Origin of the sequence: Aliidiomarina minuta, from assembly GCF_003987145.1 — a bacterium.
GTDB classification, from domain to species: domain Bacteria; phylum Pseudomonadota; class Gammaproteobacteria; order Enterobacterales; family Alteromonadaceae; genus Aliidiomarina; species Aliidiomarina minuta.
This window is the reverse complement of record NZ_PIPL01000001.1, coordinates 978,637-993,989: the sequence shown is the minus strand read 5'-3', so window position 1 is coordinate 993,989 and position 15,353 is coordinate 978,637. Positions and strand designations below refer to the sequence as shown.

Genomic DNA, 15,353 nt, shown 5'->3' with positions numbered 1-15,353 from the left:
TTCAGGTCAGCCTCCCCTGAGTGGTTTCGCCACTCAGGTAGTACCAGCGCTGGCCTTCTCTTACAAATGTTGAATGTTCTTCGAGAAAACCTATCCCCTTGCCCTCAGTGTGCAGTGCCCGAAAGTGAACTTTTCCTTCATCGCCGTGTTGCGACGAAGACAGCACCTGCAATTGTAACCATGTCGGTGAATTATCCAGATCCAGGTCAGCCGGGCAGCTACTGGGATGCCAGCTTGTTATCAGGTAGTCAGCAAGCTTCAGGGCAAAAGCGGTGTAACGTGAACGCATCAGGGCTTCTGGTGAAGCGGGTATTGCATGGTCTTGGTGGTAGCGTTGACAGCAGCTACTATAAGGCTTGCCGCTACCGCATGGGCAGGGTGCTGTTGACTGTTGACAGGTCATTTATTCGGCCATCTCCACACCATTTCTGTTGTTCTTTTTAACCTTATACAGTGCCCGATCGGCCCGGGCCAGTATTTGATCGAAAGTTTCAGTCCCATTATACACAGCAAGACCAATACTGAGTGTGAGTTTTAGCGATTTACCTTCTGCCCAGTTAAACTGCAAAGAGTTTATTTTCTCCTGCAGACGATGGATGACTTTTAAGGCTGCATGGCTTCCACATTCGGGGGTTACGATAACGAACTCATCGCCGCCGATGCGGCCTAATAAATCAGTTTCACGCACCACTTGCTGACAGGCTTCCACGACGGATTTAATCACACTGTCGCCCTGAGCATGGCCAAAACTGTCATTAAATTTTTTAAAATGATCAATATCAATAATGATGACTGAAAAGCTTTTTTTCGTTCGTTTAGCTCGTTTCAGCTCACGTTCTGCATTTTCAAACAGGAAGCGGCGGTTATATATACCGGTAAGTGCATCGGTATGAGCCAGTAACTTAAATTTTTCGCGCAGTTCGACTAAATCGCTGATATCGGTGGCTATACCAATGAAAGCGGGTTCTTCTATTTCTTTTTTTAAGGGAATTTTAATGGTCCAATAATGGCGTGTGACGCCGTCGTGGCCAATGACCGTTTCTTCAGTTTTTGTTTTTTCACCTGAGTTCAGAACCTGGCGATCATACTGAACAAACTTTTCTGCCTGTTCTGCTGGCATCAGCTCAAAGTCAGTTTTCCCTATCAGCTCTTGTTGTGACAAACCAAAAAGCTGGGCTGTATTCTGATTGGCATAGAGGTAGCGGCTTTGGTGATTCTTCATGAAGATATTAGCATCGGCGTTATTGAGTACAGTATCCAGCAATTCTTTTTGTTCGCGCATCTGTTTTTCCATGGCGCGACGTTCGGTAATATCCGTAGAAATACCACACATACCTACAATTTTGCCACCAGGATTGCGTAAAGGAACTTTGACGCTCCAGTAGTAGCGTATGCGGCCGCTACCTTGAAGGACGTGGCGCTCTTCGCCTTCAATATTGATACCCTGCTGAATGACACGCTGATCATTTTCAATAAGCTGTTGGGACTCATCCATATCAAAGAAGCTATCATCGGTTTTACCAATAATAGCTTCGGCGGGTAGATCGAATAGCTCGCACACCATGCTGTTAACATAGGTGTACTGGCCTTCCAGATCTTTTGTAAATACATAGGCCCCGACGTGGTCGAGGGTACTTTGTAGTTGCCACACCATAGAGGTCAGCATTTCATAAGAGGATTGCTTCGACATCCCATACCCCTTGGTAACTACAGCTGGTATATGTACACTTCAATTTTTTCGAAAACTCAGGATACAGTTACGTTTTTGATTGGGGATTTGGATCAGTGAAAGTTATAATTGAGCGGTTTTTAGAAGGATGCAACGTTGCAGTGCCTGTGAGCTACTTTCATGCCAGGTCACAGACACTGATTTTCAGGTTCCGCTGGTAGCGGGTTTGTTGCAGATAAAGCGGGCATCCAGAGTCAATCGTGATGCCATTATGGGAGTCGGTAAAGGTTATTGACTCAGCGGCGGCGTAACATCCAGCCCAGAATGAAACCTGAAGCCACGGCTACACCGATAGAGGTTGTTGGGTTCTTTTGCACGTAACTTTTGATCTCCTGTACCCATTCTTCCTGAGTTGCTTTCACCTGCTGTCCTTTGTGATGGATGCTTGCATTGGCACTAATCGCAGCGTCAGCCGCATGGTCGATGCCTTTGTGGGCGTTTTCTGCAACTTCCTTAATACTTGTCATGTTGTACTCCTGACTGTGTGTTTATGCGGAAAATATTTATCCGTACCTATCTTATAGTTGAGTTTTCAAAGCAGGCAAAGAAAAGCGGTTGGTAAACACTCACCTTTACACAGCACTTACAGGCAGCCCTTATATGCCTGGTCTATGCTCAAAAGTGAAAGCATTTTAACTTCATATTCAGATTAAGGAAAATATATGCCAACTTTATCTTCCAACAATACGGGAGCCGTCTCCTGGGGCGCTGTATTTGCAGGTGCGGCTTGTGCTTCAGCACTGTCATTTATTTTATTAATGCTGGGGTTTGGTTTTGGGCTGACGGCAGTATCGCCCTGGACTGATTCCGGGGCCAGTGCAGAAACCCTAGGGGTTTCAACTATTATATGGGTAATCGTTATCCAGCTGGCTGCTTCTGGTTTAGGCGGGTATTTAGCTGGGCGACTGCGTGTAAAATGGCCGGGTATAAATAACGATGAAGTTTATTTTCGGGATACCGCGCATGGTTTGATTACCTGGTCAGTTTCCACCCTGGTCGTCGTTATATTTATGGCGGGTAGTATCCATAGCCTGTTAAGCAGTGGTGCCAAAGCGGGCGCCGAGTTAACTGAGGCTGCAGGTCCTGCGCTCGAGCGTTCAGTCGAAGAGGCTTTTGATTCTCCGGATTATTATATTGATGCGTTGTTGCGTGGCCAGGATGCTGAGCAGCGGCCTGGCGAAGAAGTCCGGGGTGAGGTCACAACTATTGTGGTCCGCAGTTTGCGTGAAGGTGAATTAATTCAGGATGACCAACAATATCTTGCCAATCTGGTAGCGCGCCATACTGAGTTAAGCCAGCAGCAGGCCGGACAGCGTGTAAGTGACATATACAATCGCGCTGAGGAACAGGCAGAAGCCGCGTTAGAGGCCCTTGATGATGCTCGTAGTGCAGCTGCACGGACCGCGTTATGGATGTTCCTGGCATTATTGATAGGCGCTTTCTTCGCTAGCTTGATGGCTACTTTTGGTGGTCGTCAGCGTGATTCATTAACAGAGAATTAAGGAGATATAGAATGAAGTTTTTATTATTATACTTTTTAGGTGTACCAATCCCGCTTATCCTGTTGCTGATTCTACTCTTTTAGCCTTTGGATAGAGTAAAAAAAACGCTACCTCTGGTAGCGTTTTTTTATACCTGATTTTATTCAGGCTTTTTCGTTTTTATCAAAATCCTTCATGAAAATGCCCCATATAGTTACAAAAAGTGCAGCCAGAATAGGGCCTATTACTAAACCATGGACACCAAAAATAACTATACCACCTAAAATTGAGAAAAGTACTAAGTAGTCGGGCAGACGTATATTGCGGCCGACCAGAATAGGGCGCAATATATTGTCAGTCAGGCCGATAACCACAGTGCCGAAGACAGTCAGAATGAGCCCTTTGCCCCAGTCACCGGTGACAAACAGATAGATAGCAACGGGTACCCAGATGAGAAAGGCTCCGATAGCAGGGACCAGAGAGAGCAGTCCCATCACAACGCCCCATAAAAACGCGCCGGGAATACCCAGGATAGCAAAGATAAAACCACCCAGTGCACCTTCAATAACGGCCACGATCACGCTGCCTTTTATTGTTGCCCGGGTGACATTAACAAAGCGGCTGGATAAATTATCTTCACGCTTTTTCTCCAGAGGTATGGCTTTGGAAATAAGGTCGGCCAGCCACTTACCATCCCGTAGTAAAAAAAACGTGAGGTAAAGCATCAGCAATATGCTGATGATTAAATTCATAGTTCCCCGACCAAACTTAAAGGCTTCCTCAGCCAGATACTGACTGGAAGCTGAGGCTGCGCTGGCGATATTTTCACCGATATTGTCAATATTGATCCCCATCTGCTGTAGCATATCTGGAATAAAAGGCAGGGCCTGACTAACATTTTCATAAATATCGGCAGGTTTGATTTCACCTTCTTCAAAGGCTTCGTATAAAGAAGCCGCTTGCTGAAAAATTTGCAGACTGACTAAAGTGAGTGGTAACAAGATTATGAGTACGCAACATAATAAGGTGATGACAGCGGCGAGGGAGGATCGACCTCCTGTTTTATCTTCTATCCATTGATATAACGGGTAAAACAGAATACTGACGGCAATGGACCAGAAGATGGCGCCCCAGAAAGGCATCAGCAGCAACATGAATGCAATAGATATGGTCGCCAGAAGCAGCAGGAAAAAACGGTTTTCAAGGGTAGGTTGCATAGTATGCCTCAGCTGTAAAAGAGATTTTCTCTCAAAACAATAGCTGGAAAGCTGCAGATTGCATGCACATTTACAAGCCTAATACGCATTGGCGGAACAGTGCGGAAATGAATCCATAGGAGTTGATTATGAGTGATAATGAAAAAGCGAATCCCCCAGTAATGTCGGCAACTTTGAATAAAGGGCGCAGAGACTTTATCACGCGCGGAGCCGCGGGAGCAGCCGGTTTGGCACTTGGTGCCAGTGCGCTGGGTGGGACCCTGGCGGCTTCTTCTTTTGCTGCTGGGGATGCTGCAGAGAACAAACCGACAAAGCGATATCAGGGTAAAGTAGTGCTGATTACCGGGGCCACTTCGGGCATTGGCGAAGCTACTGCACATGCTTATGCGCGGCAGGGCGCCCGGGTGTTTTTTTGTGGCCGCCGCGAGGAGCTGGGCAAACAGGTACAAAAGGATATACGTGAGGACGGTGGGGAAGCTACCTATATGCGCGCGGATGTTCGTGAACAGGAACAGATGAGCCAGTTTGTGCAGCAATGCATAGAAACTTATGGTGGTCTTGATATTGCATTTAATAACGCAGGTATAGAAGGGCCTCGGGGCGGGCTAGATGAGATCAGTGTCGTTGGTGAGAATGGTTACCAGGATGTGATGCGCACCAATGCTGACGGTGTTTATTTTGCTTTGCGTTATGAAATACCCGCAATGCGCGAGAAAGGGGGCGTTATTGTTAACACAGGGTCTATGTTATCTCACCGCGGATCCAGCTTTGCCGGCGCTTATGCGGCTTCTAAACATGCGGTGATCGGTTTTACCCGCTCGGCTGCCGCGCGAGAGGCGGGAAATGGCATTCGGGTGATCAGTGTTTCCCCGGGTGGTGTTGATACCGAATTACTGAAGCGTTTTATGGGTGTGGATAGCCTGGAAGGGGCCGGCGCTGACAGCCCGATGGGGCGTATTGCTCAGCCGTCTGAGGTGGCGGACGTGGTATTGAATCTGACAGCGCCAGAAGCTATTTTCCTGAACGGTGACGATGTCAAAATTGATGGCGCTTCGTCGGCTTAGTCATCTGGTTTTCCCAGGTAGTTAAGATAATCACCATATCCCTGCTCCTGCATATCTTCTTTGGCAATAAAGCGCAGGGCAGCTGAGTTCATGCAGTAGCGTAACCCGGTTGGTGGTGGGCCATCGGCAAACACATGGCCGAGATGAGAATCTGCAATGCGGCTTCTGACCTCAGTCCGGGTGCTGAATAACCAGTGCCGTTCTTCGCGTTCGCTAACCACTTCCCTTTTTATGGGACGGGTGAAGCTGGGCCAGCCGGTGCCGGAGTCGAACTGGTCACGGGAAGAAAATAAGGGCTCGCCACTGACGATATCTACATATATGCCGACTCTTTGATTGTCATGATAGGTATTGTCAAAAGCAGGCTCGGTGCTGGCGTTCTGGGTCACCCGATACTGCATCGGTGTCAGTATCTCACGCAGTTCAGAGTCGCTGGGTTTATTAAATTCAGCAGCGGATCGGGGATACGGGCTGTTTGCACTGGCGGTGCTGATGAGTAAAGAGAATGAGCAGAGGATAAATAAACTGCACTGAATGAATCTGGTCATGGGGAACTCCTGTTTTGTTGTCTGCTTATTACATACGTAAACAGACAACAAAAAGAGCTGTTATTTATTCAGCAGGGGATTCAGCAGGAAATTCTTTTTGCAGCCATTGAATAATATCGTCGGACTCGTACATCCAGGTTGCCTGAGGATCTTCTTTGCCAATACGCAGGCAGGGCACTTTGCCGCGGCCACCGCCGGCGATTAAATCTGCCTTATGTTCAGGATCCAGTTGCGCATCACGAATTTCTATCGGCAGCGCCAGTCGTGACATCTCTTTGCGGACCTTTATGCAAAAAGGGCAGGCGCGGAATTGATAAAGAGCCAGGTCTTCACAGGCTTTATCAATAGCAGCCTGCGCTTGCGTAGCGCGCTGGATGGGTTTGGGGGTGGTTAGTTTTTCACTAATCAGCATGACTGGGGTCAGAATCAGACGTAGTGTACGAAAGAAGTAGCGGATAACAATTCTCATGGTGTGCCTTTCAACATCGGTAAATAGCGTTGGCAAGTATATCATTGCCTAAGGCTCTTGCAATCGGCACGCATTATAAGCAGACTCTTCAGGTTGAATATGTATCATTGAGGATCGAGCTTTGAAATTTTTGCCCTATTTGATTCCCTGTTTTCTGTTGCTTGCCGGCTGCGCTCAATTTGACTCCGATTCAGCAGGAACAGGCGCAACACGTACTACGGGCGCGGGATCAGAGATATCTTCACGTCGCTCAGCTGAGAGTATTGAAGAGGATATTAAGTATTATATTTCTAAGTTACCAGATCGGGACTATACCGATACCTATGGAGGGGAAGAACACCCGAAAACCTGGTATATCGCTGCTGAAGCCCTGGGTTGGATAGGAAAGCCAGCCGTCCCTCATCTTATGCAGCGGCTGAACTCACGCGACCCTTATGAAGTGATGCTGGCCCTGTATGCATTGCAGCTGGCTACTCAGGATGGTGATATTACCTGGCGAACCAATGGCGAGTATATTCGTCTGGGTACTGTGTTGGACGAAGGATATAATTACGAAAACAGAGTCATTGCCCGCGAATGGTGGCGTCGACATGGGCATATCTGGGACTGAAGCTATGGTTAACGCTGGTTTTACCAGGCTTGCTTGCCCTATAGACGGCAAGCCTTTGCAGTTGCAGGATAAGAGCTGGCGCTGCCCCGATAATCATTGCTTTGATCAGGCCCGCCAGGGTTATGTACATTTATTGCCCGTACAACAAAAGCGCTCCCGCGACCCCGGCGATAGCAAAGAAATGATTGCAGCTCGCCGCCGCTTTCTCAATAGTGGCTTTTATCAGCCAGTCGCTGACACTCTGGCTAAGGCTGTATTAACTTCCCCTCACCATGAATTAGCCTGCCTGGATGCCGGTTGTGGAGAAGGCTACTATTTACGGGTGTTGTCCTCCCTGAATACGACTAAATCTATACAAATGCTGGGGCTGGATATTTCTAAAGCGGCGATAATTAGCGCTGCAAAGCAGGATAAAGGGCCAAGTTGGGTGGTAGGCAGTAACGCGCGTTTACCGGTGCAGAACGAATCGGTAGACTGCCTGTTTTCAGTATTTGGTTTTCCGGTATATGCCGAGTTTGCCCGGGTACTTAAACCTGGCGGCCATCTATATATGCTGGACCCTGGCCCAGAGCATCTGCGCCAGCTTCGTGAAATCATCTATCCTCAAGTTAAGAGCCAGTGTGTTGAAGAAAAAACCGACCCTCCCGGTTTCGCAACGCAATCAATTGAAACCATCAGTTACATGATACGGCTCACGGATGGACAACAAATTGCAGACCTGCTGCTTATGACTCCTCATCTTTTTCGCGCCAGCGCCGCAGGGCGTGCCCTGGCAGCCGAACTTCAGCATATAGAGGTTCAGGTGGAGGTACGGCTACGTACTTTGCAACGCCTCTGAGTAAGCTATGCTTTAACAGATAGGGAGGTCTTTATGAAGCAGTTAGCCTGGGTGACAATATTAGCGTCTTTACTGTTGAGTACTGATTTGATGGCAAATGACAATCGCGAAATTACGCTTTGTGGCGCATTAAAAGAACGTTTTATGTTTCAGGTATGGAGCATGAATGCACCCGATCGCGATCCTCAGCAGGTAATTCGCCATCCGCAAATCGAAACTACTGAATTCAGAGCCGGAGACGGCAAGATCATGCGGGGTTATAAATATCAGGCAAACGGAGAGCCTGAAGGCTACTTATTAGCTGCTATGGGGAATGCTATGGTCAGTGATGACATGATTATAGCGCTGAGTGAGTACGCTGAAGCGGGTTATGATGTCTATGTTTACGACTACCGTGGTTATGCTGACTCTGATGGTCGGCGTCGATTGAAAGCTATACTTAAAGACTACCAGGAGATGATTAACCAGCTGAGCACTGAATATGAGCGAGCTTTACTTTATGGTATCTCTTTTGGTGGCATCGTGATGATGAACGCTATCGGCGCGGGAGTGGATTTTGACGCCGCGGTGATAGATTCCAGCCCATCCACATTGTCTGACCATGGCTGTCCGGAATCTGTAGACCCCATTCGCCACCTGTCGCCGGATACAGCAGATAGATTAATGATCATTACCGGTGACAGAGATTCAGTGCTAAGAGACTCTATGACAGCGCCATTAAGAGACCGAGCAGAGGAGCTCGGTGCGCGTATCTATCAAGGAGCTGATTTTGGTCATCCTTTTATGGACCGATCTGAAGTCCACGACCGACGAACACGTATGATCAGGGAGCATTTACTAAATAACTGATTAATATGTTTGACATTAGGTGCAGGAGGAGTAGACTTCAGGGCGTCGGAAAGAAAAATATTTATTTAGATACTCCAATTCGTTGCCATATTATTCGTAATTTCATCGTCCTGTAGTTTTAAGTTTTAGTTATTTTTTGCCCGCACTATCGCCTCTACGAGGCACGTTTAAATTTTAAATTTCAGGATTATTATTATGTCTAATACAGTTACTGGTACAGTTAAGTGGTTCAACGAGTCTAAAGGCTTTGGTTTCATCGAGCGCGAAGGCGGTCCAGATGTATTCGCTCATTTCAGCGCTATTTCTAGCTCAGGTTTCAAAACCTTAGCTGAAGGCCAAAAAGTTGAGTTCACTGTAACTCAAGGCCAAAAAGGCCCACAAGCTGAGAACATCGTAGCTCTATAATCTACGCATCAGCTTAGCAATTCAGGTTAGCTTCAGGCTCCTGTAATGCAAAGAATTCAAAGGGCAAGCCGTAAGGCTTGCCCTTTTTCATTGTGTCCGTCGCAGTATTTGCTAGAGTAAAAGAATGAGTAATCCTTGGTATGAGCGAGTGCCTGCGCCTGGTTTACTGGCCGATATCGTGATGCTGGCGCATGCGGCTGTGGTTCTTTTTGTACTTATTGCTGTTGTGCTAGTGTGCATAGGTTGGGCGAAAAACTGGGAATGGATACGTAATTTCTGGTTCAGAGCTACACATCTGTGCATTATTGCGGTGATTGTCATTCAGGCTTTACGTGGCAGATACTGTCCGTTGACTTACTGGGAAATGGATCTGAGGAGCGCAGCAGGACAGGCCGGTTATGATCGCTCTTTTATTGATTATTGGGTCTCTCAGTTTCTGTATTATGATTTACCTGGCTGGATTTTCACCCTTATATACTTAAGTTTCGCGGCCCTGGTGTTGTTAACCTGGTGGAAAGTTCCACCCAGGTGGCCTGGGAAATTCGGCTCTGACCGCAAATAAGATAATCATGCATAAGAAAACCTATATATTCGTTTGCACCTTTTTGGCAATACATCTTGTTGCCTGTGGTTTTGAGCGTGAAGATCTGGTGCCGCCAGAATACTTCGTGGTTAGCACTGTAGTTGGGCCAGAAGGTGATGTGGCACCACGCAGTATAGAAGTGAGGCGTAATCAACAGGTGGATTTCGAGATTACCCCGGGTCCGGATTTTACAGTGGATACTGTTTCCGGTTGCAATGGCAGCCTGAGTGAGGAAAACATTTATACCACTGGACGCATTCGGGCTGATTGCACAGTGCGAGTTCGTTTTACACAAAGCCCTACGGAAGGCGCTTTTAACCCTTTTGCGACCTTGCCAGCCTCTTATTTGTTGTTATAGTGTGCTGTTTTATTCTCAGGCAGGATAGTTAATATGGCTAAATCATCTATGGAAACCGTTGTTCTTGAAACCCCGACTGGTTCCGATCATGTGCTTTTACACTCCTGTTGTGCACCTTGTTCAGGCGAAGTGATGGAACGCATGGCAGATGCCGGGATTAAATTTACCATCTTCTTTTATAATCCGAATATTCACCCTGAAAAAGAATACCAGTTGCGTAAGGAAGAGAATATTCGTTTTGCAGAAAAGCTGGGTGTTCCTTTTATCGATGCCGATTACGATAGTAAAAACTGGTTTGAACGGGTTAAAGGCCTGGAATGGGAACCAGAGCGCGGAGAGCGTTGTACGGAGTGTTTTGATATGCGCTTTGAACGTACCGCGTTGTATGCATACGAGCACGGCTTTGACACTATTACCAGTTGTCTGGGGATTTCGCGCTGGAAGAATATGGAACAGATCAACGACTGCGGTCAGCGTGCTGTAGCACCTTATGAAGGCATGCATTACTGGACCTTCAACTGGCGTAAGCAAGGTGGAGCTGCGCGCATGGTTGAAATCTCTAAACGTGAACGTTTTTATCAGCAGGAATATTGTGGTTGTGTATATTCTTTGCGGGATACAAATAAATGGCGGCTGGAAAATGGTCGTGATCGAATTCAACTCGGTGTTCAGTATTACGAATAGAATATAATTATTAAAGAGTAAATAGAATGGGGTCAGGGCTAAAAGTAACCACTTTAAAATGGTTACTTTTAGCCCTGACCCCATTTTTTTGTGCTATTAAAAACTAAGTAAAGTTAAGGTTATAGGCTTTAGCTTCTTTACGTTTAGGTTTATAAGTAGGGCTGATTTTAAATAACACTATTAGGAGTTAAACGGTGCCTGTTCCTGAAATGTTGGTTGTTGTTGCCGTGCTCTGGTTTTTTTTAGTTTTTGCTGGAATATTTGAAGCCTGGCGACATAGAAAAGTTGTTAGTCAAATTCCTGTGCGTATTCATGTAAATGGTACACGAGGTAAAACCAGTGTGACTCGCTTAATTGCGGCGGGTTTACGGGGCGGAGGTAAACGAGTCTGTGCAAAAACAACAGGGTCAGCGGCTGCATTTACTGATCCTGACGGGCGTGAATTTTCCTTATTCCGCATCAGTGGTGCAAATATTATTGAACAAATGCGCATGATGAAACGAATGGCGAAGTTTAAACCCGATATCGCAATCGTCGAGTGCATGGCATTACAGCCCCATTACCAGTCATTAACTGAACGTAAAATGGTGCGCTCTACTCATGGGGTTATTACCAATGCGCGCCCTGACCACCTGGATGTTATGGGGCCTGGGGAAGAAGATGTTGCTCTGGCTTTGGCGGGCAGCACGCCTGTAAAAGGCGCGTTATTCACTGCAGAGCAGGAGTTAATAAAGGTGTTTCAGCATTCTTGTAATGATCGTGGAAGCAAACTTCATCAAATTACGCCCCAACAGGTTGCGGAAATTGATGATGATATTTTGCAGCATTTTCATTACAGCGAACACGCCGAGAACGTTGCTCTTGCTTTACATGTCTGTGCAAACCTTGGCGTTAATCGCGAAGCAGCTTTGCAGGGCATGTACGGCTTGCAGCCTGAAGCCGGGGCTATGCGTATTTTACATGTCGAATATTTTCGCCGGGATATTATTTTTGTTAACGCATTCGCCGCTAATGATCCTGAATCAACCGGTAGTATCTGGAACAAGATGATTAATTCCTATGGTGAAGACAGAACTCATGTAGCACTCATTAATTGTCGTGCTGACAGACCTCACCGTTCGCAGCAAATGGCGGAAGCTGCTGCCTCCTGGCCAGTTGCAGATTTGTATTTGTTAATAGGATCCGGAACTTTGATGTTTGTGCGCAAAGCAATGAAACACGGATTGGATCCCAATAAACTTGTGGTCATGGAGAATGCATCAATGGTGGATGTTACGGAAACGCTTTTTTCAGAATGCGGTAATAGGGCTTTGGTTGTGGGAATGTGTAATATCCATGGTGGTGGCGAGGAAATGGCTCGCTTTTTCCAAAACCGGGCTACCCGAGAGGAAGAGTTATGATTGCGCTTAATATTCTGGCCGTTTCTATTGGCATTGGTTTATTTTTTACTTTAATACTGAGTCAGTTTTTTGGTTTAGCAGCTGGTGGTCTTGTGGTGCCTGGTTATATGGCGTTGCAGTTAATGAATCCACTCAATGTAGGCGTTACTTTAGTAGCTGCACTCGCTACTTTTTTTATTGTAAGAATGGTTTCCAGTTATATGGTGATTTATGGTCGTCGGCAAACCATTATTATGATTTTAACAGGATACCTTATTGCAGGCTTGCTGGATTTATTTCTGGGCAGCATGGTTGCCTGGGCAGACCTTGAAATGATGGGTGAGACTGGTGATGCTGAAGCCCAGGTTGCTCAACTGGATTCTCCGTTGTTAATGGCAGTCATGGAAACCAGCATTGTGGGTTATATTATCCCAGGCTTGATAGCTATCTGGTTTGATCGTCAGGGCGTTTTACAGACCCTTTGTGGATTAGCGGTGACCGCGGTATTGGTGCGGTTGGCGTTAATTATTATTATGCCTGAAGCGTTACATGCCTATGAGGCTCAACGCGTATTTCAAATGCCAGGTTGGTAAGGGAGAGTATAGTTATGAGTCGTTATACAAAAATTTACTGGCGCTCTTCGCAGATACCCGCCTGGGGCCTGGTGTTCCTGATAGTGGCGTCGATTGGCGCATTGTTGGCGGTGGAGAATATTACCCAAAGGGATCCTGTTGTTGAAGATAATTATTCAACCATGGTAGCCGCATCACGACAGATGCGTGATGCGATTGAAGTGATTAGACCCGTTCGTGGCAGTGTCAGGCCGATTAATCCAGAAGCGGATCCTCAGCGCTCGGGCCTGATTGGTGTGGCGACCAGCGATGTGACTACTACCCGAGGTGGGTTGCAGTCTAAGCAGACGACGATCAATCCCAATTGGGCAGCTGTGGCTGTTAAGCTAATAGCAGAAGCTGGAGTAGAAGAGGGCGATCTGGTTGCGGTTGCGGTATCGGGCTCTTTTCCGGCGTTAAACCTGGCGGTTTATACAGCGATTGAAGCCATGGGAGCAGAACCTGTGATTATAGCTTCAGGTTCGTCGTCACAATGGGGCGCCAATGTGCCCGGTATGTTGTGGATAGATATGGAAAACACCTGGCGTGAGGCGGGTATTATAAGCTCCCGACCTGTGGCAGCATCTATCGGTGGTGTTGAAGATCGGGGCGCTGACCTGTCTCCGGAAGGGGTGGAGATTATACGTGACACTATTCGCGCTTCAGGTATTCGTTTGCTGGAGCCAGGAAGTTATCAGGAAGCTGTAGCGGATCGTATTGCTCTGTTTCGTGAACATTCAGGGGGCCGTCCTTACAAAGCTTTTGTCAATGTGGGTGGCGGTGCCACTATCGTGGGCCCTCCATCTATTGATAGTCAGTTCTCGTCGGGTCTGTCACGTACGGCGCCTGCCCGTGCTTTTGCGGTAGATACTGTGATGGGTTACTTTTTGCGTGAGGGTGTTCCTGCTATTCATTTTATCGGAATTAGCAGTATGGCTGAGCGGCATGGTTTACCTATAGCGCCTGAAGAAGCCGTGCCTGTAGGTAATGGTGGTGTCTATGCGGGCACGAAGTATTCAAGGTTTCTGGCTTTGGTACTGGGTATTGTATTAGTAGGTTTAACCTGGTTGATGGTGCGCTCAGCGGGCATTATAGGATTCTGGCGTAAACCTGAAGAAAACAGTAAAGGTATACGCCCTATGGTCTAGCGCCTGGCGATGAGGCGGCGAAGGAGCCCGGGGAAGAAGCGCTGCAACATCGGTGCTACTTTGCTGAGTCCTTTGCCGACGACGATTTCATCTTTATTGCGCTGAATGGCCTGAATAATCTGGCGCGCACATTCTTCGGCGGAAATGCCTCCAGCATTGTCAGGATCCGCTTTGCCGAGCTGAGAACCATCACCAGTTAACGCATTGTGGGCTATTTGTGTATGTACAAATCCGGGACAAACGGTCAGGCAGCGTACGTTTTTGTCGGCTAATTCCGCCCGCAGGCAATCCATGAAACCAATCACTGCGAACTTCGCTCCTGAATAACCGGAACGATGTTTGGTGCCTACTTTGCCCGCGACGCTGGATACGGTCACTATATGACCACCGCCTTGTTGTATCAGATGCGGGGCGAGCATTTTGCTTAACGCGACGACGCTGAAGTAGTTAACCTCCATCAGGTCTCGGTACACTTCAAAGTCGGTTTCCAGCGCCAGGCTGCGCTGTGATATGCCCGCGTTGTTAATCAGTATATCAACCTGAATGTCTTCCAGGAAATGATCAGCTTTGGCCATGGCTTTTTCCGGCCGGGAAAGGTCCAGTGGAAAGACGATATGCGTGCCGGGAAGTCGGTCAGCAAGGCTCTTTAGTTTATCTTGATTACGTGCGCTCAGCACCAGGTTTGCACCGGCTGCCGCTAGCTGTTCCGCCAGCGCAAGCCCTATGCCAGAAGATGCGCCGGTGACCCAAATCGTTTTGCCGTTAATAGTGCTCATAACCTGCCTTTTTTATTTATTAAGTAGCTCACGCACGGGGCGGAAACTGCGCCTGTGGATAGGACAAACCCCATGTTCCTGCAGAAGTGTTATATGTGCGGCTGTGGGATAAGCTTTGTGTTTAGCAAAGTTATACATTGGATAATGTTCATGCCATTCCAGCATCTGTCGGTCCCGCTCTACTTTCGCCAGAATTGAAGCTGCGCCGATGCAGGCTTCGCTGGCGTCGCCTTTAATAATGGCGGTAGCAGGCACCGATAGCTGAGGTAAACGGTTGCCATCGACTAATACATGGTCGGGGGCAACGGGCAGTGCTGCGACAGCACGTGACATGGCCAGCATAGAGGCATGCAGAATATTCAGCTGATCGATTTCTTCTACATCACATTGCGCTATGGCCCAGTAGAGGGCGTGTTGCTTAATTTCGGTGCTTAGTAAAGCTCGCTTTTTTTCATTGAGCTTTTTGGAATCGGTAACGCCCGCAATGACATACTCAGGGTCGAGAATGACGGCTGCGGCTACGACCGGACCGGCAAGAGGCCCGCGACCCGCCTCGTCCACACCACATATAAGTTTGTTTGTGCTCATGACAGATGTTTTTCTT

21 protein-coding genes are annotated in these 15,353 nt (G+C 47.5%); 13 read left to right on the top strand and 8 right to left on the bottom strand.

The window, feature by feature from the left end; all coding sequences use genetic code 11:
- Nucleotide 1: 1 nt before the first annotated feature.
- Together CWE09_RS04785 and CWE09_RS04780 are read right to left on the bottom strand one after the other, a co-directional pair.
- Entirely contained in the window at nucleotides 2-403 is a 402-nt protein-coding gene (locus CWE09_RS04785) for a YchJ family protein (RefSeq protein WP_126802864.1), read from the bottom strand.
- On the bottom strand, nucleotides 404-1,690 hold the full coding sequence (locus CWE09_RS04780; protein ID WP_126802863.1) for a sensor domain-containing diguanylate cyclase: 1,287 nt from the start codon (nucleotides 1,688-1,690) through the stop codon (nucleotides 404-406).
- 127 nt (nucleotides 1,691-1,817) lie between these two features.
- Here CWE09_RS04780 and CWE09_RS14150 point away from each other — a divergent pair, with 127 nt between their 5' ends.
- Entirely contained in the window at nucleotides 1,818-1,964 is a 147-nt protein-coding gene (locus CWE09_RS14150) for a hypothetical protein (RefSeq protein ID WP_157982813.1), read from the top strand.
- Nucleotide 1,965: 1 nt separating this feature from the next.
- On the opposite strand, the gene CWE09_RS04775 is transcribed toward CWE09_RS14150, so the two are convergent.
- Nucleotides 1,966-2,196 carry an ElaB/YgaM/YqjD family protein gene (locus tag CWE09_RS04775; protein ID WP_126802862.1) on the bottom strand — a complete coding sequence of 77 codons (231 nt, stop codon included), beginning with the start codon at nucleotides 2,194-2,196 and terminating at the stop codon, nucleotides 1,966-1,968.
- Between the two features lie 195 nt (nucleotides 2,197-2,391).
- On the opposite strand from CWE09_RS04775, the gene CWE09_RS04770 reads away from it, so the two are divergent.
- A complete protein-coding gene (locus CWE09_RS04770) occupies nucleotides 2,392-3,231 on the top strand; it encodes a hypothetical protein (RefSeq protein ID WP_126802861.1) in 840 nt (279 codons plus the stop codon).
- A gap of 143 nt (nucleotides 3,232-3,374) precedes the next feature.
- Here CWE09_RS04770 and CWE09_RS04765 read toward each other — a convergent pair whose 3' ends face one another.
- Nucleotides 3,375-4,427 (bottom strand): AI-2E family transporter, encoded by a 1,053-nt coding sequence (locus tag CWE09_RS04765; RefSeq protein WP_126802860.1) that lies wholly within the window; start codon nucleotides 4,425-4,427, stop codon nucleotides 3,375-3,377.
- A gap of 128 nt (nucleotides 4,428-4,555) precedes the next feature.
- Between CWE09_RS04765 and CWE09_RS04760 the strand changes: the two genes are divergently transcribed.
- Complete coding sequence (locus tag CWE09_RS04760) at nucleotides 4,556-5,491, top strand: SDR family NAD(P)-dependent oxidoreductase (protein ID WP_126802859.1); 936 nt, start codon at nucleotides 4,556-4,558, stop codon at nucleotides 5,489-5,491.
- On the opposite strand, the gene msrB is transcribed toward CWE09_RS04760, so the two are convergent.
- Nucleotides 5,488-6,039, bottom strand: coding sequence for a peptide-methionine (R)-S-oxide reductase MsrB (gene msrB, locus CWE09_RS04755; protein WP_126802858.1), 552 nt, complete (start codon nucleotides 6,037-6,039; stop codon nucleotides 5,488-5,490). The genes CWE09_RS04760 and msrB overlap by 4 nt on opposite strands.
- 64 nt (nucleotides 6,040-6,103) lie before the next feature.
- The gene (locus tag CWE09_RS04750) at nucleotides 6,104-6,508 is read right to left on the bottom strand and encodes a glutaredoxin family protein (RefSeq protein ID WP_126802857.1); all 405 of its coding nucleotides are present in this window, start codon (nucleotides 6,506-6,508) and stop codon (nucleotides 6,104-6,106) included.
- A gap of 121 nt (nucleotides 6,509-6,629) precedes the next feature.
- Between CWE09_RS04750 and CWE09_RS04745 the strand changes: the two genes are divergently transcribed.
- From CWE09_RS04745 to pgsW, 10 genes are all read left to right on the top strand, one after another.
- Nucleotides 6,630-7,118 carry a HEAT repeat domain-containing protein gene (locus CWE09_RS04745; protein ID WP_126802856.1) on the top strand — a complete coding sequence of 163 codons (489 nt, stop codon included), beginning with the start codon at nucleotides 6,630-6,632 and terminating at the stop codon, nucleotides 7,116-7,118.
- Complete coding sequence (locus CWE09_RS04740; RefSeq protein WP_241974299.1) at nucleotides 7,099-7,956, top strand: putative RNA methyltransferase; 858 nt, start codon at nucleotides 7,099-7,101, stop codon at nucleotides 7,954-7,956. The genes CWE09_RS04745 and CWE09_RS04740 overlap by 20 nt, the downstream gene beginning before the upstream one ends.
- A gap of 33 nt (nucleotides 7,957-7,989) precedes the next feature.
- Nucleotides 7,990-8,805: an alpha/beta hydrolase gene (locus CWE09_RS04735; protein WP_126802855.1), complete on the top strand. Its 816-nt coding sequence runs from the start codon at nucleotides 7,990-7,992 to the stop codon at nucleotides 8,803-8,805.
- Between the two features lie 195 nt (nucleotides 8,806-9,000).
- Nucleotides 9,001-9,210 carry a cold-shock protein gene (locus tag CWE09_RS04730; protein ID WP_126802854.1) on the top strand — a complete coding sequence of 70 codons (210 nt, stop codon included), beginning with the start codon at nucleotides 9,001-9,003 and terminating at the stop codon, nucleotides 9,208-9,210.
- Nucleotides 9,211-9,334: 124 nt separating this feature from the next.
- Complete coding sequence (locus tag CWE09_RS04725) at nucleotides 9,335-9,772, top strand: DUF2784 domain-containing protein (RefSeq protein WP_126802853.1); 438 nt, start codon at nucleotides 9,335-9,337, stop codon at nucleotides 9,770-9,772.
- A 7-nt stretch (nucleotides 9,773-9,779) separates the two neighbouring features.
- Nucleotides 9,780-10,151 (top strand): hypothetical protein, encoded by a 372-nt coding sequence (locus CWE09_RS04720; protein ID WP_126802852.1) that lies wholly within the window; start codon nucleotides 9,780-9,782, stop codon nucleotides 10,149-10,151.
- Between the two features lie 33 nt (nucleotides 10,152-10,184).
- Complete coding sequence (locus tag CWE09_RS04715; RefSeq protein ID WP_126802851.1) at nucleotides 10,185-10,835, top strand: epoxyqueuosine reductase QueH; 651 nt, start codon at nucleotides 10,185-10,187, stop codon at nucleotides 10,833-10,835.
- 194 nt (nucleotides 10,836-11,029) lie between these two features.
- Entirely contained in the window at nucleotides 11,030-12,235 is a 1,206-nt protein-coding gene (gene pgsB / locus CWE09_RS04710) for a poly-gamma-glutamate synthase PgsB (RefSeq protein WP_126802850.1), read from the top strand.
- Nucleotides 12,232-12,807, top strand: coding sequence for a poly-gamma-glutamate biosynthesis protein PgsC (gene pgsC, locus CWE09_RS04705; protein ID WP_126802849.1), 576 nt, complete (start codon nucleotides 12,232-12,234; stop codon nucleotides 12,805-12,807). The genes pgsB and pgsC overlap by 4 nt, the downstream gene beginning before the upstream one ends.
- A gap of 14 nt (nucleotides 12,808-12,821) precedes the next feature.
- Nucleotides 12,822-13,973 carry a poly-gamma-glutamate system protein gene (gene pgsW / locus CWE09_RS04700; RefSeq protein WP_126802848.1) on the top strand — a complete coding sequence of 384 codons (1,152 nt, stop codon included), beginning with the start codon at nucleotides 12,822-12,824 and terminating at the stop codon, nucleotides 13,971-13,973.
- Here the strand turns inward: pgsW and CWE09_RS04695 are convergent.
- Together CWE09_RS04695 and rnhB are read right to left on the bottom strand one after the other, a co-directional pair.
- Nucleotides 13,970-14,749 carry an SDR family oxidoreductase gene (locus CWE09_RS04695; RefSeq protein ID WP_126802847.1) on the bottom strand — a complete coding sequence of 260 codons (780 nt, stop codon included), beginning with the start codon at nucleotides 14,747-14,749 and terminating at the stop codon, nucleotides 13,970-13,972. The two genes, pgsW and CWE09_RS04695, sit on opposite strands and share 4 nt — an antisense overlap.
- Before the next feature lie 12 nt (nucleotides 14,750-14,761).
- The gene (gene rnhB / locus CWE09_RS04690; RefSeq protein WP_126802846.1) at nucleotides 14,762-15,337 is read right to left on the bottom strand and encodes a ribonuclease HII; all 576 of its coding nucleotides are present in this window, start codon (nucleotides 15,335-15,337) and stop codon (nucleotides 14,762-14,764) included.
- Nucleotides 15,338-15,353: the final 16 nt, after the last annotated feature.